The sequence below is a fragment of the Methanosarcina sp. MSH10X1 genome (assembly GCF_004099695.1).
Lineage (GTDB): Archaea > Halobacteriota > Methanosarcinia > Methanosarcinales > Methanosarcinaceae > Methanosarcina.
Map to the genome: position 1 here is coordinate 126,047 of NZ_SCHL01000002.1, position 21,463 is coordinate 147,509.

The window sequence follows — 21,463 nt, forward strand, 5'->3', positions numbered from 1 at the left end:
AGAGAGAAACGCAGTAAAAGGATACCATGAACAGCTTATTCAACTTCACTTTCCACAAACTTTTTCGAAAGGATAAGGTAACTTTGCTCCTGCCGGAATCCTGTCAACGAATTTAAGAAATTCCGGATCATGCATAGGACTCAAACTTTTCTGCTTCTGGAAGTAAGGGTAACTCCTGATTTTCTGCCAGGCGTTTTTTAAGGATTCCTCTTTTATGTTCCCAAAACTGAAAGGCGGATAAGGACCGGGTTTTACATCTCCGTCAGCCGTTATATGCATCCAGCGCCTGCCTTCCATCGCACTCAACATTTTCCCTTCGAAATAAGTATTCGCAAACATGCGCGGGCCGTCCGGGCTGGCATTTATTCTCTGGTACATATCAAGAATGGTTTTTCGGTCTCCATCCGTAATAACAGGTTCTTTCCTAGTTTTCGGCATGGATTCCCATACCGAAAATTCATGGACTCCAAGTTCCGATGCAAGGGCGTAGAGAGCCGGGAGCTCCTGAATATTTGAGGGAGAAACATGTGTTGTCATTACAACCATGAGCCCGGCTTCAAGTGCCAGTTTTACGGCAGAAACCGCTTTTTCATATGCTCCTTCGGATTTTCGGACAGCATCGTGCTTCTTGGGGTCAGTGGAGTAAATCCCGACCATCAGGGAATGAAGCCCCACTTCTTTAAGGCGGGAGGCGGTCTCTGCTGAAAAGTCCGTGCCCCAGGTTGAACAGTTTACTATAGCCCGCTTTTTGTCCACGTACCGGATTAGCTCAAAAATTTCTTCACGCAGCAGGGGGTCATTCTCGGTAAATGTGATAATGAAAGTGCCGTATTCAAGGGCTTCATCTATTATTCTCTTTACAGTGCTCGCATCAAGCTCGTCTGCAACCGTCCCTGACGCATATACTGAGCTGTTCTGGCGGGTAAGTTCAATGGATACGGTTTCAGGAATGTATCTCCCGAGAGCAATCTGGATCTCAGAAAAAATAAGGCGCTTGAAGACCGGGCCCGGTATCGGTGGAAGCCAGGCTGAGGGAATTACCCTGTCTTCCTTCACAAGGGCCAGCTTTTCCTCTTTCAGGCGGGAATTTATCTTTTTCAGAATAGGATTGCAAGCTGTTTTCAAGGTCCCGCTTGCCGTAAGCTCCAGGTTCTCCACTGCATACCGAAGGTTTACTGATAGCCCGGGCATTGAAAGGATTTCTATATTTTTTTCCTCTGCTGCAATTTTTTTCAATGAAACTTCCGGCGCATCCTTTTTTTCAGAAGTCATTTCTCCTCACAGCAAGTCTTTTTAAAAAGAATTGATTGAAAATGGTTAATAGTATAAAAGAAGAATTTTAAATGCTCGGGCACGAGAACTGATGTAATCGGCCTGAGCTGCCTTAAGTGTATTTATACTTATATTAGAAAATAAACTTAAACCTCAGACCCTTTCTGAAAAGGCGAGGTTTCCGCTGATTTTCTTTATTTTTACTTTGACCACGTCGCCTTTTGCGGCTCCGGGCACGAAAACCGTATACTTATCGATCTTTGCTATCCCGTCACCTTTGGACCCGACAGCATCGATCCGGAGCTCATAGGTTCCGCCTTCTTCGATAGCATCCCTGACAACCACATTGCTGACCTTTCTCTTCTTGACAGGTCTGTGAGCCCCGCAAGCCGAACATTTCAGGATAAGTACCCTTTCCACCCTGACAAGCTGGGTGTCCGGGCGTCCGCATTCCGAACACATAACGTATTCGTCTACATAAGCCTGAATGTTATCTGAAAGCTGAGCTCTCGTAAACCTTCCCTGGAAGACTGCGCGTGTGCCTTCTATTTTCCCTGCAGTCCCCAGTTCCCTTGTGAGATATTTCATCAGGTGGTCAGGGTCCCGGTTAAGGATATCTGCAATATTTCCGAAGTTCTCCAGAATTGTGGTCTTGCCTTCGGAGAAGAGCCTGGGCTCAGGGATTACGAATCGAGCATCCGTAGTCTCGGTGTCAGGCATTTTTGCCATTGCACGGTTCAAAAGCTCTTCGTAATCGTACATATTATACTCCTTTTGATGTTAGCATTTAACTGATTACTGTACCAGTTCTGCCCCTCGATCGACAACGATTCTACAGGGGGTTGGCAGCTTCTGCCCTGCATGCCAGAGAGCTTTCTTTGCGGCCTCAAAATTCTGCTTTTCAACAGCCACTGTAAAGATCTTCTGCATCGGGTTTACCCTTGCTGCGGTACCTACGTTCTTTCCAAAAGCCCTGCGCATTCCACTGGATACACGGTCAGCACCAGCGCCGGTAGCCTGCTTGTTTTCCCTGAGTACTTCATGGGGATAAACACGGAGCTTCATGTAAAAGCCCATCTTTCCGGCATCTGAAGTCAGGTGCCTGTTCGCTGTAATACGGGCTGCTTCAAGCGCAGTGTGCCTTATCTGGCACTTTTCTTCCACAAGCAGGGAGATTCTTATCGGGAAGGTAGTGTTTGCTTTGTCTCCCATGTCATAATGAATAACCTGACTGCCTGGAACACCGCCCATGTATTTTCTTCTGGTAAATGAGCGCTGCCTTACGTTTCTGTACATACTTCCTGGCTTTCGTACCATAAGCTTGATTCTCCTGAAAGATAATGAGTTTAACTTAGTTTAGTTTAATTCAGTTTAATCGAGTCTAATCGAAATTTATTGTAACGGATTGCTTTCCGCATATAAACGTTTGCATCAAGTTCTCAAAAAACCGTTTAGCAAACCACTCAGTATGAGATATGTGCATATAGAGATACCTGCCTATATTTACATTTATCTGTAAACCGGTCCTGGCGGATTTTAGCAGGAAATTGCATTCCCTTGCCCTTTTGCCCTTTAAAAGTATCAGGGCCTGAGATTTTGCTTGAAATTCGTAACCCCTGAAAGTTTGCATATTCCGGGCGTATGTGACTTACTCCCTACTACTTAGTGGTTTATAAATTTTATTGATGGTTCCGGATATTTTTCAAAGAATCCCGCAAGCAGCCCGAAACAGCCTGAAAGCATCATGCTTCCAAAAGGTGCGGCAAAATGCAGTTTATTTGATATCTCCTTCCTGACCCCGGTCTCTGAAAGCTTTTCAAGCATCTCCCTTTTCGGGCCTGTGACCATTATAGATCTAACCTGCTCAAAGCCTGGAGCCTCCCTTACATACGCCCCGTGCCCTCCATCCTCAAATACTTCGTCAAAACCCAGGCTCCCGTCGGCAAGCCTTATAATATAGTCCTGAAGCTTTTCCGGGTTCATACTGGAAGTGTGATGCTCAAAAAGCGCTGTGATCCTGTTTTCGGTCACAAGGGCACCCAGAGTATGACCGTTACCGATATTAACCACGAGCGAAGGCTGAATTGCGGCAGGGTCGGTAAGAGCCCCGAAGATAGCTGCAGGGCCGGTATCCATAAAGACAGCCCGGGTATCTGGCCTCCCCACGAATTTAAGGAGGGAATCTGCCTGAGCTTTCATTCTGGTAAAAGCCTCAGGAATTTCTTCAGGCGTGTATACAAAATATTCAAGCTTTCCTCCCCTGTCAATAAACTCTTTGAAAAGTTCAAATCTGTAGACCCTGTTGCTCTTATCTGGAGCATTCCCGTGATCCTGCACTGCTACAGCATAGTTTTCAGGCATGTAAACCCCAAAAGCCAAAAGTGCGGACGAAACCGATTCCGGATCGAAATCCTCCATAATAATATTCAGTGCGCTCCCTTCACGCGTAAGCTGATTTGCCTCTTCCTCCGTAACAATCCGAACCCCAAAAGCCTTCACCTTCTCGATATTATCATGGATGGTCAGAGCAGCCTGTTCAGTAGCATATACAGGAAAACCTGCCTTCAGATGAGCCCGGATGGCAAATGCAGAAGGCCCTCCACCCATTATGTTTCCGGTAAGCACTATTGCTTTTCCTTCTCTAGTCGCTTTCCGAATCTTCTCTGCAATAATCCTGGTCGGAGCAGGCATTACCATAATCAGGCTATTTTCCGGCTCTTTTTCCGAATCAAAAAGCAGGATATCCTGCGTACCTGTTCCTATGTCCGCTGCAAGTATACGCATACCCGTGCATTGGCTGATAAGGTATTAATATTTGGTCCGGCCAGTCAAGCCGCGGATCAAACGGGCGAGCGTTTGTGCATTGGCTGACAAGATATTAAACTATAGGCAGGCAAGTAGAAGTAAGTACAAAACTGGATAACAGGAACATATAAACAGCAATCCGGATAATAGAATTTCAGATAATAGAAAGCCGGATAAAGTATCAAAAATGGAGAGCGTTATTTTCATGAAAGAATCCACCCCGGAAATCCACAAAAAAAAAGCAAAAAAATCCTTTTCTTTTGCCCTGATTACGATTTCTACCTCCAGGTATGAAAAGTACGGAAATTCTGCCTCGCCAGAAGAAGCTGAAGACCTTTCAGGAAAGGCTATGAAAGAGCTTCTTGAAGCGGCTAACCATGAAGTCACATTCTACAGGCTCGTTCCCGATGGAAAAATCCAGGTAATAGAAGCTGTGCTTTCCGCGCTTGAAAGTTCCGCAGATATTGTAATTACAAGCGGGGGCACCGGGCTTGCACCAAAAGACCTTACAATCGAGTCTATAACTCCTCTTTTTGAGAAGGAAATCCCGGGCTTCGGAGAACTGTTCAGGTACAAAAGTCTTGAAGATATAGGGACGTCCGTAATCCTCACACGAGCCTCAGCAGGCGTAATTACAGGAAAAGCGGTATTTTGCCTACCTGGTTCGCCAAATGCCGTAAGGCTGGCCCTTTCTGAAATTCTCATCCCTGAAGCCGGGCATATTGTCAGGCATGTAAGGGAATGAGCTTCCCTTTTTGCCCTGCTCGTTTTTATGGCAGTTTTTTGTTACCTCTACCTGATCTTTCCATAAGCTGGCGGATCAATAGCTAACGTAAATATGATTTGCAATCTCTCTGTCAACGGCATACCTTGTCTGATCCACCTCAAAAAGATATGACGGAGAGCGCCGGAGCAAAGTAACGGGCATGCCTGGCAGAATGCCCATTGATACAAGCTTTTGCAAAATGCCGGGGTTTTTAGTCTCAAGGTGTGAGATCTTTCCGGTCTTTCTGGGCTCCATTGCGCAGAGCGTTGTAGTTTTCAGGGCAAGGTGTGAGCTTTCCATTAACATTTTAAAAACTTCCTTATAGATTGTATTATCTTTGCTTCTTTTACAAGTTCGTATCCGCAGTTGGGACAGCACTGCTTGTTGCAGCTGTGAAGCTTTCCGCAGCCGGTACATTTCGTTTCGTCAGCTTTCTCAAATTCGTTTCCGCAAAGAGGACACTTCACAGGCTTACCCCCAGCGCGGTCAGTAAAGTATTTACAATAAAACCTGTGAGGAACGCAAATGGGAAAATGAATCCCGAGATTACAAGGGCTGTTTTCAATCCCCTCTCCTTTACTGTCATCATAAACTGGGCTATGCAGGGCATGAAAAGGGTCAGAGTGACGGCTGCAACTACGAGCTGCAAACCTGTCAGCAGTCCTGAATCATACATCCCGTAAAGTCCGGCTGCCCCGAAATCTCTTCTGAAGAAGCCGAAGAGAAAGACATCAGCCGCGTTGGGAGGCAGGCCAATCCAGACTGTCGGGTATTCCATCACTTTTAAGGCAAGGTCAAAAATGCCTGTCAATCTTCCTATCCAGATCAGAATGCTTGCCACAACAAAAAGGGGCAGGACTTCAAGGAAGTACCAGTGCATCCTTGAGTAGGTTTTCACCAGTATATTCGAGAGTTTCGGACGCCTTAGAGGAGGCATTTCAAGTATGAATGTAGGGGCTTCTCCTGGCAGGATTCTTGATGCCAGGTAGCCTATCAGGATAAACTCAAGCACTATAACACCTGCCCAGATAGGCAGTGCTTTCGGATTTCCTGAAAGGATTGAAAGGATTATGCCCAGTTGTGCCGAGCAGGGTATTGCAAGTGCCAGCAGAACATTCGCAATCAGTCTTTCCCTTTTCGTCTCAAGGGTCCTGGTGACCATAGTAGCCATTGTGGAACAGCCAAATCCAAGCACCATAGGAATTACTGCTCTTCCGCTGAGCCCGATCTTTTTGAACATACTGTCAAGTAGCAGGCTAAGCCTTGGGAGGTATCCGGTATCTTCAATGATAGAAAATACCAGGAAAAAGGCTCCAACTATAGGAAGTATGAGAGCAATTGCATACGTTACCGCCTGGGTAAAGATTCCGTATTCTCCCACAAAGAGGTCCTGCAAGGCAGGATAGGGCACAAAGGATTCAAATAATGAAGTTACCAGCGGGTTTATATATTCTCCAAATACCGTGTTTTCCAGAAGATCAACAACAGTCCCGGCTGCAAAGACGCCTACAAACTGGTAGAGCCCGAAGTACAGGACTAGAAATAGTACAGGTATACCGAGCACAGGATGGATGAGAATATTGTCTATTTTCTCAGAGAAATCAATATTTCTTTGCTGGGTCCTTTTCTTTTTACCTGGTCCTGCATGCTTTGTTTCTTTTTCGGGTTTAACTTTTTCCTGTCCTGTGCAGGCAGAATGTCCTTTTTTCCAGCTGCCTTTCCCTGTCAATGTTACTGCAGCTCTTACGCGGTTTTCCCTTTCCATCCTCTCAGGTATTTCCATAACCTGTTCCACGATTCCGTTTACACTTTCCTGACGTTTCAGCGTGAAGAAGTAGGAAAGGGGGACTGCTGATAACTTTGAAGCTTCTTCTATAAGCTTCAGGATTTCTTCATAGTTTTTTCCGTTACCTGCTCTCCCGTATTCGGGTGATTTCTCAGCCCCGGGCAGATATTCAAGGGCTGTCCTATCTTCCTGAAGCAGCAGGAGTGAGATAGCTCTTTTTGAAATCCCGGTTTCTTTTGCGTGACCAAGCAGACTTTCAACGGCTTCGATGTATGGTTCGGTCTCTATCCCGTAATCGAGTTTTTGGAATTTCTTGATACTCAGGGCATAGTATTCAGAATTATACTCCGAGATTGCAGTTTTAAGGTCTTCTACTCCTTTCCCTTCGCTTGAAACCGTTCCGATTACCGGGATTCCGAGAATCCGACTGAGTTCAGGTATATCGATTTCAATTCCCCTTTCTTCAGCCTCATCCATCATGTTCAGCACAAGGATAAGAGGAAGCCCGGCTTCAAGAAGCTGCAAGGTAAAAGAGAGCATGCGCCTGAGGTTACGGGCATCCAGCACGTGGAGGTAAACAAGAGGCTCTTCCTCAAAAACCAGAAGCTGGGAGACCCTCTCTTCTTCACTTACAGGAAGCAGGGAGTACATTCCGGGCGTATCAATGACCTCGTATTCCCTTTCTCTTATCCTTGTCTTCCCACGGCTGATTTCGACTGAGGTCCCCGGATAATTGGAAACCAGTGTATAGCTTCCGGAGAGGGCATTAAAAAGGCTGCTTTTCCCAACGTTAGGATTCCCGATGAGTACAACTTTCGGAAGCCCTTTTCCCGGAGCACACCCCTTATTTCCGCAACAACATTCTCCTTCAGGACAGATAACTGGCAGTTTCATACTTTTGCTCTCATTTTTTAGGTAGACCTAATTTCAGATTTATTCGCATTTAGGCGTACCTAATATTTAAGGCTAATGCAATTGAGCCATTCTCTCAAACTGCCTGTCCGGAAAACAGATACTTGTAAAATTTAAATAAAAAGTTTTTAGCTTAACTCTTAATTTAATTTTTAATTTAATTTTTAATTTAATTTTTAATTTAATTTTTAATTTAATTTTTAAATCTTAAAATTAGATTTTAGCTTAGGTCTTTAACTAAATCTTCAGTTTATACCTACGAGCCAACGACTTGAGGGTCTTATGTTGCCGTTTATTTAATTTCAACTTCTCTGCTCATGTCCCTGTAATATTCGAACAGTTCTTCTCCCCATTTTATTGCTTGCGGTTCGAGACTTATCACATACTGACGATCAAACCTACCGCTCTCGTTAAACAAGCCTAGAATCATTATCCTGTCAACCGCAGTAATAAGTGCAGGAATCTCCATTTTTTCTTTTTCAAGGATGTAAAGGCTTGTATTTTCCTTTTTGAGGAATTCTCTCCCTTCCTCCTTGAAATCTTCTATAAGCCGTAAGTATACAGCTTCGCTCAGAGCAAGGGAAATTTCAATGCCCTTTTTCGCCAGGTTGAGAAAAAGCGCCGGAAATTGAGGGTGGAAATAAGAAAAAAAGATGTGTATACAGCTTGAATTTGAAAGGTACTTTACAAATTCCGGATTCAGATCAAATGTATGGCTCAGGTCCGGTTCTATAAGGCGATAATCTCCAAGTTCACTGATCCTTTTTACAAGGTGGGGCGGAATAGGGGCAAGCTTCCGGTCAGCCCAGAAATCTTCATTTTTCTCGAACACTGACAGAGTATCAAGCAGGGGCTGCATTTTTTCTACAATAATTTCCCCTATTGTGCTGAGCCGGTATAATCCGTCTTCATGTATTACCAGATCCTCTTCTTTCAACTTCTTTATCTGCGGAAGAAGAGCCGTTCTGGGCACCTGAAGTTTCTCAAGTATCTCTTCAATATCCTTTGGGCCTTCTTTTAGGAGCAGAAGAAAATCCTTTCTCTTCTCTGAAAACAGGATAAGATCAAGCAAGCCGGAATTCATTTTACAGTCGCCGTCCTGAATTAGAAAAAAAGTTCCGTTCACCGGTTACGTTTTTACGGTTACGTTTTTTATAATCCTTAATGAGTGCCAGACTGCTAATAAATGTGTCGAAATTGTTTAAAGATCCCGGTCTGCTGCTTATAAAATTATGAGGACAGTAAAACTTAGCGAACTAACGGACTGACGTCCTGCTATAGGCTTTATTTTCCTTTTTATCTGAGTGCCAGTTCGAGTTACGAAGCCTGGCTGACTGCCAGATTGAATCTGGAAAGTTTACTGACTTCTTCCGGATTTACTAGGAAACGTTGATATAGGTGCTGGTGAGAAAAGGGAGAAATCCGGATGAATTGTAAATAATCCCGGATAAATGACAAATAACTTTCAGAAGCAAGTAATCTTTTTATTATTAATCGTATAATTTTTTCATAATAAAATTATAATAATATGAGTAACAATATAAGTGTTTCATAATTGGCATAATGAGTTTACACCTGCCAATGTGAGGAAAGGCAATGGAGAAAGAAAAGTTATACAGGTTGAAAGCCGAAGCAAACCAGCTCTCCCCTATTCTTAATATCGGGAAGAACGGGGTAACGGACACTCTGGTCGAAGAACTGAATAAGCAGATAAAAGCTAACAGGCTTGTAAAGGTAAGGGTATTGAAGAGTGCGGAAGAAGGAAAAGATTTACAGGCTATCGCGGAAGAAATTGCAGCTTCTACAAGATCCACCCTTATCGAGGTACGAGGAAGGACTGTAGTTCTGTACAGATAAGAATCCAGGCGCAGGAACTATTTCCTGACTCCGATTTTTAGCGAACCTCCCCATATCCTGCCTATCTTCAATTTCGTAAAAATAACTCCCCGTTTTTTAAAATGAAGAATAAGGTTTTTCCGTAGAATACCTGTATAGGTTAAAGTCTATATGTATGCAGTTGCTTAATATAAAATTGTTGTTATCTCGTTATGTTGGTAAGTTATTTATGCTGCAAAAGCAACTTCGAGTTGCAAAATTATTCGCATGCGATTACGGATATTTCATTATTTCAGGTTAATCCCCCTATAAGTTGTATAAGAGTTAACGGATGAATAAATGGAATTATCGTATATGAACTTAAAATTCCATCATATTTGCACTTAAAGTGCCTGGAAGTTCCTTGAAACGGTTGAGTTGGGGTATTTCTCCTTTTGTTTTCAGATACATCAGGGCAGAGCAAACCCCCACCCTCCGGAGAGATTGTTATGCTTGAAGATGAATATCAACTTGAATTTTTCAAAAATAACGGGTTCGTCCGGAAGCAGTGCCAGTCATGCGGCAAGTTCTTCTGGACACGCGACCTTGATCGAAAGACATGCGGAGATGCGCCCTGCGATCCTTATTCTTTTATAGGGAGCCCGGTCTTTTCCAGGGAATTTGATATCTCCCAGATGCGTGAGTATTACCTCTCCTTTTTTGAGGAAAGGGGTCATACAAGAATTGATCGTTATCCTGTAGTTGCCCGCTGGAGGGATGACATTTATCTTACCATTGCATCCATTGCAGACTTCCAGCCTTTCGTAACCTCAGGGCAGGTTCCCCCGCCTGCAAATCCCCTCACAATTTCCCAGCCCTGTATTCGCCTGAATGACCTGGACTCAGTGGGCAGGAGTGGACGCCATCTTACAAACTTTGAGATGATGGCACATCATACCTTTAATAAAAGGGATCACGAGATTTACTGGAAAGAACACACCCTGGAACTCTGCGACGAGCTCCTGAACTCGCTTAAAGTAGATCCTTTTGCCGTAAGTTACAAGGAAGAGCCCTGGGCAGGCGGAGGAAATGCAGGACCCTGTGTCGAGGTCATCGTACACGGGCTTGAGCTTGCTACCCTTGTTTTCATGGACCTGAAAGCCGACAAAAAAGGCGATATCCTGATCAAGGGTGAGACGTATTCGAAGATGGACAACTACATCGTGGATACGGGATACGGGCTTGAACGTTTTGTCTGGGCTTCAAAGGGTTCCCCTACGATTTATGATGCGCTTTTCCCTGGCATAGTAAACGAGCTCATGGAACTTGCAGGGCTTGAGCATGAACTTGATAATTCCGAGTACGCAAACATCCTGGCTCAGAACGCTCGGCTCGCAGGGCTCATGGATGTCGGCGAAAAGGCAAACCTTATGGAACTCAGGAAAAAGGTTGCCTCAAGTATTGGAATGACTGTGGATAAGCTCTCGGCTATAATGGAACCCGTAGAAAAGGTCTATGGAATTACTGACCACACACGCTGTCTGACTTTCATGCTTGGGGACGGAATTATTCCCTCAAATGTAAAGGCAGGGTATCTTGCCAGGCTTGTCCTCAGGCGGACTTTACGAATGATGGGCGATCTTGATATCCGTACTCCTCTTTCCGAGATCGTGGATATGCATATAAAGAATATGCCGGAATATCCGGAGTTCAGGGATAATTTCCCGGTCATACAGGATATTCTGGAGTCTGAGGAAGAGAAATTCAACAATACAATGGAGAGAGGCCGCAGGATCATTCAGAAATCGGCGTCCCATTTCAAGAAGTCCGGGGAAAAGATTCCTCTATCCCAGTTAACCGAGCTTTATGATTCCCACGGAATCCCGCCCGAAATGGCAAAAGAAGTTGCAGCCGAAATCGGGGTAGGTGTAGAATTCCCTGACAATTTTTATTCCATTATTGGTGAACTGCATAACAAGGCCGAAGAAAAGGAAACGGAAGTTGTTCCTTTTGCAGACCGGATTAAGCACCTCCCCAAGACGAAGCGAAGTTTCTATGACGAACCCACTCGGCTGGAATTCGAGGCTGTTGTGCTGGATGTCTTTGACAACCATATAGTACTGGATAACACATTCTTCTATGCTGAAGGCGGAGGACAGCCTGCGGATATAGGAACAATTAGTGCAGGGTATGCGGTGTACAGGGTTGAGGACGTCCAGGTCTACAACGGCGTAATCGTACATACTGTAGAAAATCCTGATGAGGAGCTTGAGATTACCAAAGGCGATATTGTCACTGGCAAGGTGGACGAAAAGCGCAGGATGACCCTTGCGAGGCATCACACGGCAACGCATATAGTAAACGATGCAGCCAGGAAGGTTCTCGGAAAACACATCTGGCAGGCAGGTGCCCAGAAGTTTGAGGATCATTCAAGGCTTGACCTTTCACACTACAAACATATCTCCCCTGAAGAGATCAGGCAAATCGAACTTCTGGCAAACCTCACGGCTATGGAAAACAAGCGGGTTATCACGGAATGGATGCCGAGGACTGAAGCTGAGCAGGAATATGGCTTTGGGCTCTATCAGGGAGGAGTGCCTCCGGGAGATAAGATCAGGATTGTAAAGGTCGGAGACGATGTGGAAGCCTGCGCAGGTACGCACTGTGTCAGTACAGGTATCATTGGCCCGATTAAAATCCTGAAGACCGAGAGAATCCAGGACGGCGTGGAGAGAATTGAGTTTGCAGCAGGCGTTGCAGCCGTGCGTGCCATGCAAAAACTGGATTCTCTGCTGACTGACTCCGCAAAGACCCTGAGCGTGCCTCCCGAACAGCTTCCGGCAAGTGTCGAGCGCTTCTTCGGGGAATGGAAAGACCTTAAAAAGGAAAATGAGAAACTCAAGGAAGAACTCGCCCGCGCCAGAGTTTACAGTTTGCTTGGAGAAGCTTCCGAGGTTGCCGGCCTCAAGGTTATTGCCGAATTCATTCCAGGGGCTGATTCCCTTGAACTCCAGAAGATCGCCACTGAATTCCTGAAACAAGAAGATGTGGTAGCTCTTCTTGTAAGCGATGTCGAAGGAGTTAAAGTCGTTGCGTCTGCCGGACAAAAAGCCCTGAACTGTGGAATCAATGCCGGAAGCCTTGTCCGCGAGATGTCAAAGCTTGTCAGTGGTGGCGGAGGCGGAAAGCCTGCCCTTGCTATGGGCGGTGGAACGGACCCTTCAAGAATTCAGGACGCACTTGCCCGTGGGCTTGAACTTGTAAAAGAAGCCTGCAAGGAAGTTTGCAGGTAAATCCGGACCGAAGTCTACAGCTAAGTCTGAAATTACCGGGTTTTTGAATCCCGGTATTTCTTCTTTATTTTTCTCGTTTTTTCAATTTTTGGCAATTTTTCTCTCTTAAATTTTTCAAGCCAGCCCTGTTTTCAGTCATTAAATATAACTTCACAAAGGATTGCAGTTCCGTCTTTTACAAAGAGATGTACGGTTTTATTTCCTTCGAGGCCCTTTTCAACCTCGTTCCTGACTTCCCAGTAATCTTCGGGCTTCACACCTGCCCTGAGTACAACACTCCCGATATTCCGGCCTTTCAGGAATTTATTGATCTCTTTTGGTTCAAAAGGACAGACTTTGAGCACCAGATAATGATTTTTGATCATGGACTGCTTTATCAGGGCATCCGAGGTCAGTAAAAGCCTCTTTTTGTCAATCCTGAAGAGCTCGAAAGCTCCCATAAAAGGCCCTGCCACCTGCATCATGGATTCCGCAAGTTCTGGTAACAGCCTGGCTGCAACCACAGACGGCTCAGGCTCATAGGCGCAGAGTTTCATTTTTTCAGTTTCCTTTACCTGTGGGAGTGCCCCCGGCTTTGGAACCAGCCCTTCTCCTGCAGGCAGAGCCACAGCCATGCGGTCATACTGTTTCAGCCCTCCGAAGTAAAGGGTAAGCCGATTGAGCTGCCCGTCCAGTGATATATACTCTTTTTCACAGTCAAAAGGAATCCTTTCAGGCGGCATCTGGGGCGGGGCTTCAAAGGCAAAATTCCGGGTCTTCTCCCCATACGCAGCCAGTACATTCGGAATCCCCGGCTCAAGGCTTGAGACCTGCCTTTCGCTTTCTTCGGGCGGGCGGAAGGGGTCCGAAAATATTACATCAACAGCCGGGATCTGCTCAATAACCTTCGGGTCAAGGGCATCCCCGCAGATAAATTTCACATTTTCAAGCCCGTACATCGCGCAGTTCTGTTTCGCATACTCGATTTTTTTAGGGTCGATTTCCACTGCATATACGAACTCGCACTGCTGTGCAAAAAAGACGGTCTGCCCTCCTATCCCGCAGCTAATGTCAGCAAGAGTTCCGGCTCTAAGGCGCTGTGCCCTGTAGCGGGCAATGGGCTCAGGGGTTGCGAAGCGCAGGCTTTCCTTATCCCCATGCAGGGGCTTTTCAAATTGTTTTCTCCGTGCCACGTCGATCAGGAAATAGTAGATAGTTTATGGGATTTAAAAGCAACTGAAAAAAAGAATAGTTGAGTTTTTATTCTACTTCAGAAATAATCACGACATAATTCTTCCCATATTTTTCAGCACAGGCGGGACAGGTTGTATACCACATATACCATTTTTTAATTTCCAGGTCCTTGCCTTCGGCATAGTCTTCAAAGTCCCTGCACCACTCTGCGGTTTTTTCAAAATTCCCTTCATACACTTTGCTCAGAAATTTTCCGCTGAGTGTTACGTTTTCAGCGCTGACAACCTCTTTATCAACAGCCAGATAAAGATCCATGTTACTTTCCGAGGTATGGTCCGACAGACAGAGCCAGTCCGGCATTTCTGCCCCTTCCCTTGCAACTTTCTCGATCATCCTCGTTATTACCTCTCCAAAGTTCAGAGGCATGTAAAACTGCGTAATAACCGAATCTTTAATGAATTTCTTATTGTTCCATTCAAACACTTTCCCGTCCCAGGGGGCGGGATCAAACCGAGGACAACATTCCTGAGTCTGAATTTGGCTGCTCATAATTTTTCACCCTGTTAAATAATAACTTCTTGAGGTATTTTAGGCTTTGGTTTTAGCTTTTATCGCGAAGTTTCTTCTTGATATAGCAAAGAACCAGCAAAAATGAATAGATTAGAGAAAGTACTAAGTATCTACTAAATAACTAAATAAATAATTTCATACAAAGTTGTTCTCTTTTGCCAGAATCTCTCTGTATTATTCAAAAACTTCTTTGATTAATTAATTGTTTAATCGCATTTGCATGATATGATCTTAAATCAGTTTTTACGGAGTAGTAACTTGATGTATGAGAGAAACCTGATGTATATTACTTCTGAACCCAAAAACGATGTTTATAGGCGCCTGATAGATCTGGCTTTTGATTTATGTGATGAATTTACTCTCGTTATACGTAAAGAAATTAAATTAAACGATAAAGGTAAGTCCATATTGGAAAAACTAAATGATCATTTAATAGAAATGAAAAAGCAATCGGAATGGCCAGGCACAATACTTGGATGTGGGCGTCTTGCATATGTTTATCATTACCATACCAGTCCGGAAGCCAGAGAGATAATAAAAGAGGTTTCAAATTCATTATATGGATGGGTGCAGTGTGATTTTCCCGAAGATTTGAGTTTTTATAAGAGTGGTAAACCATGGCTGGTAAATACAGCTCATGAAAGAGATAGCTATATTCTTAGCGAAGACGAGTCTGAAATAGACAGAGTCACGAACATAAAAGGTCTTAAGCTAAGAAAAGCAAGCAGGGAATTTGAAACCTTGTCTGATTGGTATTGATGAAGATCGGGGTTTCAATCCTTGTTTTAGTGGATCTTGCTCACGAATGGATGTTCTCCTTATCCCCGAGAGCAGGCCTGCAAAAGTTTCAATCCTTGTTTTAGTGGATCTTGCTCACGAATATTTAAAGTTTTAAAAGTTACTCCCTTTTCGATTAAGTTTCAATCCTTGTTTTAGTGGATCTTGCTCACGAATTCCCATAATCGACAGCATAAGCCTTCCCGTACTTTTTCACGAATGGAGGCGGTATAATTAGTGTATTTAATCGTGGAAAGTTTCAATCCTTGTTTTAGTGGATCTTGCTCACGAATAGAAAAACGCGGATTAAGAGAGCGAACGCTTAGAGTGTTTCAATCCTTGTTTTAGTGGATCTTGCTCACGAATGTGGAACTGCCTGAACCGGTCCCAACTGTTGTGTTTCAATCCTTGTTTTAGTGGATCTTGCTCACGAATGAGATAGTCCAGGAGCTCTTCAAGTGGAAGGACAAACTGTTTCAATCCTTGTTTTAGTGGATCTTGCTCACGAATAATGGCACACTAAAAAGAGGTGCAGCAACTCAATATTGTTTCAATCCTTGTTTTAGTGGATCTTGCTCACGAATCTTTCGCAGGGTTCATAAATGCCATAATAGGTCTCTTGTTTCAATCCTTGTTTTAGTGGATCTTGCTCACGAATTTTTTAAAAAACAATTAAAAAACAGTTTGAAAATAAGTTTCAATCCTTGTTTTAGTGGATCTTGCTCACGAATGATTTTATAGCAGTTCTCTTTATTGAGCTTATTAAGTGGTTTCAATCCTTGTTTTAGTGGATCTTGCTCACGAATGATTCATGATATTGACCGAAGAAGAGAGCTTTTAGAGTTTCAATCCTTGTTTTAGTGGATCTTGCTCACGAATATCAAAAAGGGGCTGCAAGGCTTCCCAGGCTGTCCGTTTCAATCCTTGTTTTAGTGGATCTTGCTCACGAATGAGAGGAATACGAGCTTGCGTTTCTTTTGGGACAAGTTTCAATCCTTGTTTTAGTGGATCTTGCTCACGAATATGATTTCTTTAGCACATTCTATATATATGGAGGGTTTCAATCCTTGTTTTAGTGGATCTTGCTCACGAATCTAAGTCTGACCAGGCCAACAAAGACAAATGCAAAGACGTTTCAATCCTTGTTTTAGTGGATCTTGCTCACGAATAAGGGGGTTTTATGGGAAATAGGGCCCCAATCCTGGTTTCAATCCTTGTTTTAGTGGATCTTGCTCACGAATTCTACTTTATCACGCCAGACATTTCCGCAGGCGCATTGTTTCAATCCTTGTTTTAGTGGATCTTGCTCACGAATCTTATACTGGCGCTCTCCTTGCCTGGCGTCTGGCTCGTTTCAATCCTTGTTTTAGTGGATCTTGCTCACGAATACAATTTGCTATCCAGCAGGCGAATGGATTACATTTAGTTTCAATCCTTGTTTTAGTGGATCTTGCTCACGAATGTTCATGTTCGGGATGATGACGCACTTTTATTTAGTTTCAATCCTTGTTTTAGTGGATCTTGCTCACGAATAGTTTAGATTATACTAATTGCGGGAAAAATGAAAAGTTTCAATCCTTGTTTTAGTGGATCTTGCTCACGAATCCGGACGGCAGTATAACGGATCAGGCTGCATACTGGTTTCAATCCTTGTTTTAGTGGATCTTGCTCACGAATGTAATAAGTGTATTCAGCCCCTCTGATTTTATTTGTTTCAATCCTTGTTTTAGTGGATCTTGCTCACGAATAAACAGTCTAAACTCGGTTTAATCTAAGGCTTTCGTTTCAATCCTTGTTTTAGTGGATCTTGCTCACGAATAAGGGCAAAATTTTCCGTTATTTGGCTAGAAAAAGCCTTAGATCAGCCCTATATTAAAACTAAATTTCTTGTTGGGATATTATCAAACCCTTTATAAATACAAGAAAAACAGGGTTTTTTAGCGGTTTGCGTACGTTTCAAAATACGCCTTTCTTTCTATTAAATTTTTGTATTTAGATCCGTTTTACCGTTTTAGATAGATTGAGAGATGGGCTTAATGTAATAATTTTTGATTTTTAAAAACATCAAAATTTAGGCTATCTTTTTCATCCGGAGGTTGTGATCAGTCTAAGCTCTATAAAATAATAAACTCTTATCTTGTATCACAATTTTTAACAAAACAACTAACTTAATATTACTTTAATTTAGGAAAGTATTTATAACAAAATCCTTCTAATCTTCTAATCTTATTTACCGTTAAAAACGTATCGCAAAAGTATTACCTTCTGCTCATCTCGTGTTATTTTTATGACTCAAGATCATTAAAAGTACTACGGTAGGGCAGTACAACCCTGACAATTTATCATAAGTACGGGAAAGGAGGAGTTTAAATTAAGAAAAACCAGCAATACTTGTTAATAGGGGCAATAGCCGTAATTCTAGCGACTACTTTTGTATTTATGCCGGACGGTAAGCCTGCTGCTCCTGTAAGCCAGATTTCGGAGGAATCGATTGCCGGGGGCTCGGCCAAATTAACTTCGCAGGGCTCGGATGAACTTATAGCAGCAATAGGCACCCATGGAGGAGAACCCGAGACAGGTTTTAATCCGATTACCGGATGGGGTTACAATCGCGAGCCTCTGGTTCAAAGTACTCTTTTCAAAAAGGATAGTAACGGGTATCTGATCCGTGATTTAGCAACTGATTATTCTATTAGTGAGGACGGTTTTACCTGGACTGTCACTATCAGGGATGACGTCACATTCCATGATGGAGTGCCTTTAACTGCCCGGGATGTTGCATTTACTCTCAATACTGCGGCAAATTCCAGTGGAGTGGATCTCTCCATGCTGGAAAATGCTGTAGCTCTCAATAATTCTACGGTTGAGTTCAGATTAAAAGATGCGCAGGCGACTTTCATCAATAAGCTTGCGGTTCTCGGGATTGTGCCGGAACATGCTTACGACGAGACTTACGGGGATAACCCGATCGGGTCGGGTCCTTACAGGTTTGTACAATGGGATAAAGGACAGCAGGCGATCTTTGAAGTGAATCCGGATTATTACGGGCAGGAACCATACTTTAAAAGATTAACTCTACTTTTCATGCAGTCCGACACGGCTTTTGCAGCTGCAAAATCAGGACAGGTTGACCTTGCCGAGATTCCCTCTTCCTATGCTAACGAGAAAGTAGATGGAATGAAAATAGTATCTCTTGACTCTATCGACGCGCGGGGAATAAGCTTCCCAATGCAGCCCGATACAGGCAGGAGAACGGAAAATGGCTATTCAATCGGGAACAATGTTACTTTCGACCCTGCGATAAGAAAAGCCCTGAACATTGGAATAGATAGACAGGTATTGATTAACGGAGCATTAAACGGGCAGGGCGAAGAAGAATTTACGGGAGTGGACAAACTGCCATTCGGAAATAAGGAAGCGATTTTTGAAGATGGAAAAGTGGATGAAGCCAGGAAGATTTTATCCGACGGCGGCTGGAAAGATACCGATGGCGACGGCATCCTTGAGAAAGATGGAATGAAGGCTGAATTTACTTTATTATACTATTCAAATGCACAGGAAAGGCAAGCATTAGCCATTGCATTGAGTGAAGAAGCTAAAAAATTGGGCATGAACATTAAAATCGAGGGCAAGAGCTGGAACGAAATCGATACCCTGGCGCATTCAAATCCGGTACTTTTCGGCTTCGGTTCGCTCGATCCGGCTGACCTGTATCTGAAATATTACAGTAAAAGCTACAACCCTTCAAGCTACAACAACATAATAATGTACAACAATCCGGTTGTCGATAATTATCTGAGGACAGCCATAACCAGTGTTGATCCGGAAACTGCCAACAAAAACTGGCAACTGGCTGCCTGGGATGGGACGACAGGCTTTTCTGCAAAAGGAGATGCAACCTGGACGTGGTTGGCAACTATTAACTATGTCTTCATTATGGATGAGGACTTAGATATCGGAACTCCCAAAATACAGCCGCATGGTGCAGATATTTTCGGTAATATCCTGGAATGGAAACGTATGACAAATTGAACAGAAAACCGAATTTCATTCAGGAATTGTTTCTGAAAGTTCACGGGTAAACCGGGGATGTAAAATCCTCCGGATTATTTTTTCCAATTCTTATCTTCAGGTTAATATGCTCGCTTTCTGCAGGTTTCTCAGTGGGTGAAGCTTATTTAATAGCTTCTTTTACTTTTCGAATTATCCTGATCCAAGCTTATATTTCAGTATTAAACTTTCACCCCTTTCACACACGGGAAAAAAAATATAATTTCTATTAAGTAATACTAATCGGCTAGAAAATAAGAGTTTAGTAACACATACATTTCGGAATTTATTTATAGTTAAATTGTTTTAATTAATTTGTCTTAACTCCTTTGCAATAAGTAACATTTATTGCCATATTATATGAGAAAAATAATATTTAATAATTTTCATATCCTCTCAACAATCAAAAGTGTTTCTTAAGGTTTACTCTCGCTTAATGGTTTGGTTCTTGCTAAATATTCAGGATCTTGATAAAACAAAGGAGGAGTTTGAATTCAGAAAAACCAGCAATATTTTTTAATTGGGGCAGTAGCCGTAATTCTGGTCGCCGCTTTTATTTTTATGCCGGGCGGTGAACCCACCAGCCCTGGCACCCAGGTCTCGGAAGAATCAGTTTCCGGAGGTTCGGATAAATTAACTTCACAGGGTTCGGATGAACTTGTGGTAAATGTATACGGGCATACAGGCGAACCCGAAACCGGATTTGATCCTATTCTCGGATGGGGCTGCGGCCACGTGAATTTCGAGCCGCTGATACAGAGCACCCTCTTCAAATCCGCGGATGACGGGGGCATGATAAATGATCTTGCTACGAATTATTCGGTTAGTCCGGATGGAAAAGTATGGACCGTGAATATTAGAAGTGATGCCAGGTTCACAGACGGTGAAAAATTAACCGCAGAAGATGTAGCGTTTACATTTAATACGGCAATCGGAAGTAACTCCGAGCTGGATATGAGTAATCTCGAAAAGGCTACGGCAATAAATGATACTGCGGTTAAATTCGAATTAAAAGAACCCCAGTCAAGCTTCATATGGAAACTCCGATATGTTGGGATTGTGCCGGAACATGCATATGAAAAAGAAACCTATGGGTCCAATCCGATAGGATCAGGTCCATATAAACTGGTGCAATGGGACAGAAGTCAACAGGCAATATTCGAATTAAACGAAGATTACTATGGAGAAAAACCCTATTTCAAAAAAATAACCATGTTATTCCTGGATAAGGATACCGCATTTGCAGCTGCAAAGTCAGGTGAGGTGGACATAGCTGAAATCGAGATCAGTCATGCAAATCAAACCATAGACGGATATAATTTAGTAGCTCTTCCGGCAGCAAGAGCACTGGGAATCTCGTTCCCTATGCAGAATGATACCGGCGAAGAAAGCCTCACAGGAGACCCGATAGGCAATAACGTAACAGCCGATATCGCAATTCGAAAAGCTTTAAACATAGGTATCGACCGGAAAGCCCTGGTTGAAGGAGTAATCTCCGGAAAAGGAGACGTAGAATACACCGGAGTAGATCAACGGGACTATGGCAACCCCAAAGCCAGAATAAATGATTCAAATCTCGAAGAAGCCAGAAAAATGTTAGAAAATGCAGGATGGAAAGATACTGACGGCGATGGGATTCGGGAAAAAGACGGAACTAAAGCGGAATTTAAACTCTATTATTCTTCTGACGACCAGACAAGGCAGGCTCTGTCAGTAGCTGTAAGCGAGCAGGCTAAAAAATTAGGTATAAATATAGACCTTGCAGGCGCAAGCTGGGATGAGATATACGCTAATCAGTACAATTCAGCCGTTTTATACGCTTACAGTAATATCGATACCTTTACTCTATATCTGCAATACCACAGCAAAGAAGCAGACGACACTTACAGAAATCCTGGCCTTTACAGTAATCCTGTTGTAGATGGATATCTGGATGCAGCTTTAAGGTCGGAAGATCAAAATGAGGCTACAAAATACTGGCAACTAGCTGCTTATGATGGAAATGCCGGTTATGGGCCTGCAGGAGATGCGCCCTGGCTGTGGCTGGTAACAACCGATTACCTCTATATGGTAGATGAAACTCTGGATATAGGGACCCCTCAAAAAAATGCAGGATCTGATATTCTGGGAAATATCTATGAGTGGAAAAGGGTAGATGCAGCCAGCTCGAATTCGGAATGAGTGATTAGCCCTTTAACTGTGGGCTCTCAACCCTGCAGTTATGGTGTTAAAAGAAAAATTCGG

The 21,463-nt window shown here is 43.4% G+C and carries 16 protein-coding genes and 1 CRISPR repeat array; of the genes, 6 read left to right on the top strand and 10 right to left on the bottom strand.

Annotated features, from left to right (window positions below):
• Positions 1 to 45: 45 nt before the first annotated feature.
• From EQO05_RS02210 to EQO05_RS02225, 4 genes are all read right to left on the bottom strand, one after another.
• Entirely contained in the window at positions 46 to 1,272 is a 1,227-nt protein-coding gene (locus tag EQO05_RS02210) for a radical SAM protein (RefSeq protein ID WP_128503357.1), read from the bottom strand.
• A 153-nt stretch (positions 1,273 to 1,425) separates the two neighbouring features.
• A complete protein-coding gene (locus tag EQO05_RS02215; RefSeq protein WP_128503359.1) occupies positions 1,426 to 2,034 on the bottom strand; it encodes a translation initiation factor IF-2 subunit beta in 609 nt (202 codons plus the stop codon).
• A 33-nt stretch (positions 2,035 to 2,067) separates the two neighbouring features.
• On the bottom strand, positions 2,068 to 2,589 hold the full coding sequence (locus EQO05_RS02220) for a 50S ribosomal protein L16 (RefSeq protein WP_128503361.1): 522 nt from the start codon (positions 2,587 to 2,589) through the stop codon (positions 2,068 to 2,070).
• Positions 2,590 to 2,934: 345 nt separating this feature from the next.
• The gene (locus tag EQO05_RS02225) at positions 2,935 to 4,056 is read right to left on the bottom strand and encodes a DUF1786 domain-containing protein (RefSeq protein ID WP_128503363.1); all 1,122 of its coding nucleotides are present in this window, start codon (positions 4,054 to 4,056) and stop codon (positions 2,935 to 2,937) included.
• A 226-nt stretch (positions 4,057 to 4,282) separates the two neighbouring features.
• On the opposite strand from EQO05_RS02225, the gene EQO05_RS02230 reads away from it, so the two are divergent.
• Positions 4,283 to 4,822, top strand: a complete 540-nt coding sequence (locus EQO05_RS02230) for a molybdenum cofactor biosynthesis protein B (RefSeq protein ID WP_128503708.1) — start codon at positions 4,283 to 4,285, stop codon at positions 4,820 to 4,822.
• A gap of 75 nt (positions 4,823 to 4,897) precedes the next feature.
• Here the strand turns inward: EQO05_RS02230 and EQO05_RS02235 are convergent, their stop codons facing one another.
• The 4 genes from EQO05_RS02235 to EQO05_RS02245 all read right to left on the bottom strand — a co-directional run bounded on the left by EQO05_RS02235 (position 4,898) and on the right by EQO05_RS02245 (position 8,625).
• Positions 4,898 to 5,149, bottom strand: a complete 252-nt coding sequence (locus EQO05_RS02235; RefSeq protein WP_205793677.1) for a FeoA family protein — start codon at positions 5,147 to 5,149, stop codon at positions 4,898 to 4,900.
• On the bottom strand, positions 5,143 to 5,310 hold the full coding sequence (locus EQO05_RS15370) for a hypothetical protein (protein WP_164888444.1): 168 nt from the start codon (positions 5,308 to 5,310) through the stop codon (positions 5,143 to 5,145). The genes EQO05_RS02235 and EQO05_RS15370 overlap by 7 nt, the downstream gene beginning before the upstream one ends.
• Complete coding sequence (gene feoB / locus EQO05_RS02240; protein WP_128503367.1) at positions 5,307 to 7,523, bottom strand: ferrous iron transport protein B; 2,217 nt, start codon at positions 7,521 to 7,523, stop codon at positions 5,307 to 5,309. Before feoB ends, EQO05_RS15370 begins: the two co-directional genes overlap by 4 nt.
• A 310-nt stretch (positions 7,524 to 7,833) precedes the next feature.
• Positions 7,834 to 8,625, bottom strand: coding sequence for a winged helix-turn-helix domain-containing protein (locus tag EQO05_RS02245; protein ID WP_128503709.1), 792 nt, complete (start codon positions 8,623 to 8,625; stop codon positions 7,834 to 7,836).
• Positions 8,626 to 9,137: 512 nt separating this feature from the next.
• Between EQO05_RS02245 and EQO05_RS02250 the strand changes: the two genes are divergently transcribed.
• Together EQO05_RS02250 and alaS are read left to right on the top strand one after the other, a co-directional pair.
• Positions 9,138 to 9,398, top strand: coding sequence for a YhbY family RNA-binding protein (locus EQO05_RS02250; RefSeq protein WP_128503368.1), 261 nt, complete (start codon positions 9,138 to 9,140; stop codon positions 9,396 to 9,398).
• A gap of 467 nt (positions 9,399 to 9,865) precedes the next feature.
• Entirely contained in the window at positions 9,866 to 12,649 is a 2,784-nt protein-coding gene (gene alaS, locus EQO05_RS02255; protein WP_128503370.1) for an alanine--tRNA ligase, read from the top strand.
• Between the two features lie 131 nt (positions 12,650 to 12,780).
• On the opposite strand, the gene EQO05_RS02260 is transcribed toward alaS, so the two are convergent.
• Positions 12,781 to 13,821, bottom strand: coding sequence for a class I SAM-dependent methyltransferase (locus EQO05_RS02260; RefSeq protein WP_240664286.1), 1,041 nt, complete (start codon positions 13,819 to 13,821; stop codon positions 12,781 to 12,783).
• A 67-nt stretch (positions 13,822 to 13,888) separates the two neighbouring features.
• On the bottom strand, positions 13,889 to 14,371 hold the full coding sequence (locus EQO05_RS02265) for a hydrolase (protein WP_128503372.1): 483 nt from the start codon (positions 14,369 to 14,371) through the stop codon (positions 13,889 to 13,891).
• 282 nt (positions 14,372 to 14,653) lie between these two features.
• Between EQO05_RS02265 and EQO05_RS02270 the strand changes: the two genes are divergently transcribed.
• The 3 genes from EQO05_RS02270 (at position 14,654) to EQO05_RS02280 (ending at position 21,400) form a co-directional block, all read left to right on the top strand.
• A complete protein-coding gene (locus tag EQO05_RS02270; protein ID WP_240664287.1) occupies positions 14,654 to 15,151 on the top strand; it encodes a stage III sporulation protein AH in 498 nt (165 codons plus the stop codon).
• A gap of 202 nt (positions 15,152 to 15,353) precedes the next feature.
• Positions 15,354 to 16,988: direct repeats of the CRISPR family, unit length 37 nt; unit sequence GTTTCAATCCTTGTTTTAGTGGATCTTGCTCACGAAT.
• A gap of 620 nt (positions 16,989 to 17,608) precedes the next feature.
• Positions 17,609 to 19,201: an ABC transporter substrate-binding protein gene (locus EQO05_RS02275; RefSeq protein ID WP_128503713.1), complete on the top strand. Its 1,593-nt coding sequence runs from the start codon at positions 17,609 to 17,611 to the stop codon at positions 19,199 to 19,201.
• A gap of 579 nt (positions 19,202 to 19,780) precedes the next feature.
• Positions 19,781 to 21,400 (top strand): ABC transporter substrate-binding protein, encoded by a 1,620-nt coding sequence (locus EQO05_RS02280; RefSeq protein ID WP_128503374.1) that lies wholly within the window; start codon positions 19,781 to 19,783, stop codon positions 21,398 to 21,400.
• The last annotated feature ends 63 nt before the right edge of the window (positions 21,401 to 21,463 follow it).

What these genes read in the sequence shown, in the direction of transcription:
- EQO05_RS02210 (WP_128503357.1), bottom strand. Translation starts at nt 1,272, where the DNA reads ATGACTTCTGAAAAAAAGGATGCGCCGGAAGTTTCATTGAAAAAAATT.
- EQO05_RS02215 (WP_128503359.1), bottom strand. Translation starts at nt 2,034, where the DNA reads ATGTACGATTACGAAGAGCTTTTGAACCGTGCAATGGCAAAAATGCCT.
- EQO05_RS02220 (WP_128503361.1), bottom strand. Translation starts at nt 2,589, where the DNA reads ATGGTACGAAAGCCAGGAAGTATGTACAGAAACGTAAGGCAGCGCTCA.
- EQO05_RS02225 (WP_128503363.1), bottom strand. Translation starts at nt 4,056, where the DNA reads ATGCGTATACTTGCAGCGGACATAGGAACAGGTACGCAGGATATCCTG.
- EQO05_RS02230 (WP_128503708.1), top strand. Translation starts at nt 4,283, where the DNA reads ATGAAAGAATCCACCCCGGAAATCCACAAAAAAAAAGCAAAAAAATCC.
- EQO05_RS02235 (WP_205793677.1), bottom strand. Translation starts at nt 5,149, where the DNA reads ATGTTAATGGAAAGCTCACACCTTGCCCTGAAAACTACAACGCTCTGC.
- feoB (WP_128503367.1), bottom strand. Translation starts at nt 7,523, where the DNA reads ATGAAACTGCCAGTTATCTGTCCTGAAGGAGAATGTTGTTGCGGAAAT.
- EQO05_RS02245 (WP_128503709.1), bottom strand. Translation starts at nt 8,625, where the DNA reads ATGAATTCCGGCTTGCTTGATCTTATCCTGTTTTCAGAGAAGAGAAAG.
- EQO05_RS02250 (WP_128503368.1), top strand. Translation starts at nt 9,138, where the DNA reads ATGGAGAAAGAAAAGTTATACAGGTTGAAAGCCGAAGCAAACCAGCTC.
- alaS (WP_128503370.1), top strand. Translation starts at nt 9,866, where the DNA reads ATGCTTGAAGATGAATATCAACTTGAATTTTTCAAAAATAACGGGTTC.
- EQO05_RS02265 (WP_128503372.1), bottom strand. Translation starts at nt 14,371, where the DNA reads ATGAGCAGCCAAATTCAGACTCAGGAATGTTGTCCTCGGTTTGATCCC.
- EQO05_RS02270 (WP_240664287.1), top strand. Translation starts at nt 14,654, where the DNA reads ATGTATGAGAGAAACCTGATGTATATTACTTCTGAACCCAAAAACGAT.
- EQO05_RS02275 (WP_128503713.1), top strand. Translation starts at nt 17,609, where the DNA reads ATGCCGGACGGTAAGCCTGCTGCTCCTGTAAGCCAGATTTCGGAGGAA.
- EQO05_RS02280 (WP_128503374.1), top strand. Translation starts at nt 19,781, where the DNA reads ATGCCGGGCGGTGAACCCACCAGCCCTGGCACCCAGGTCTCGGAAGAA.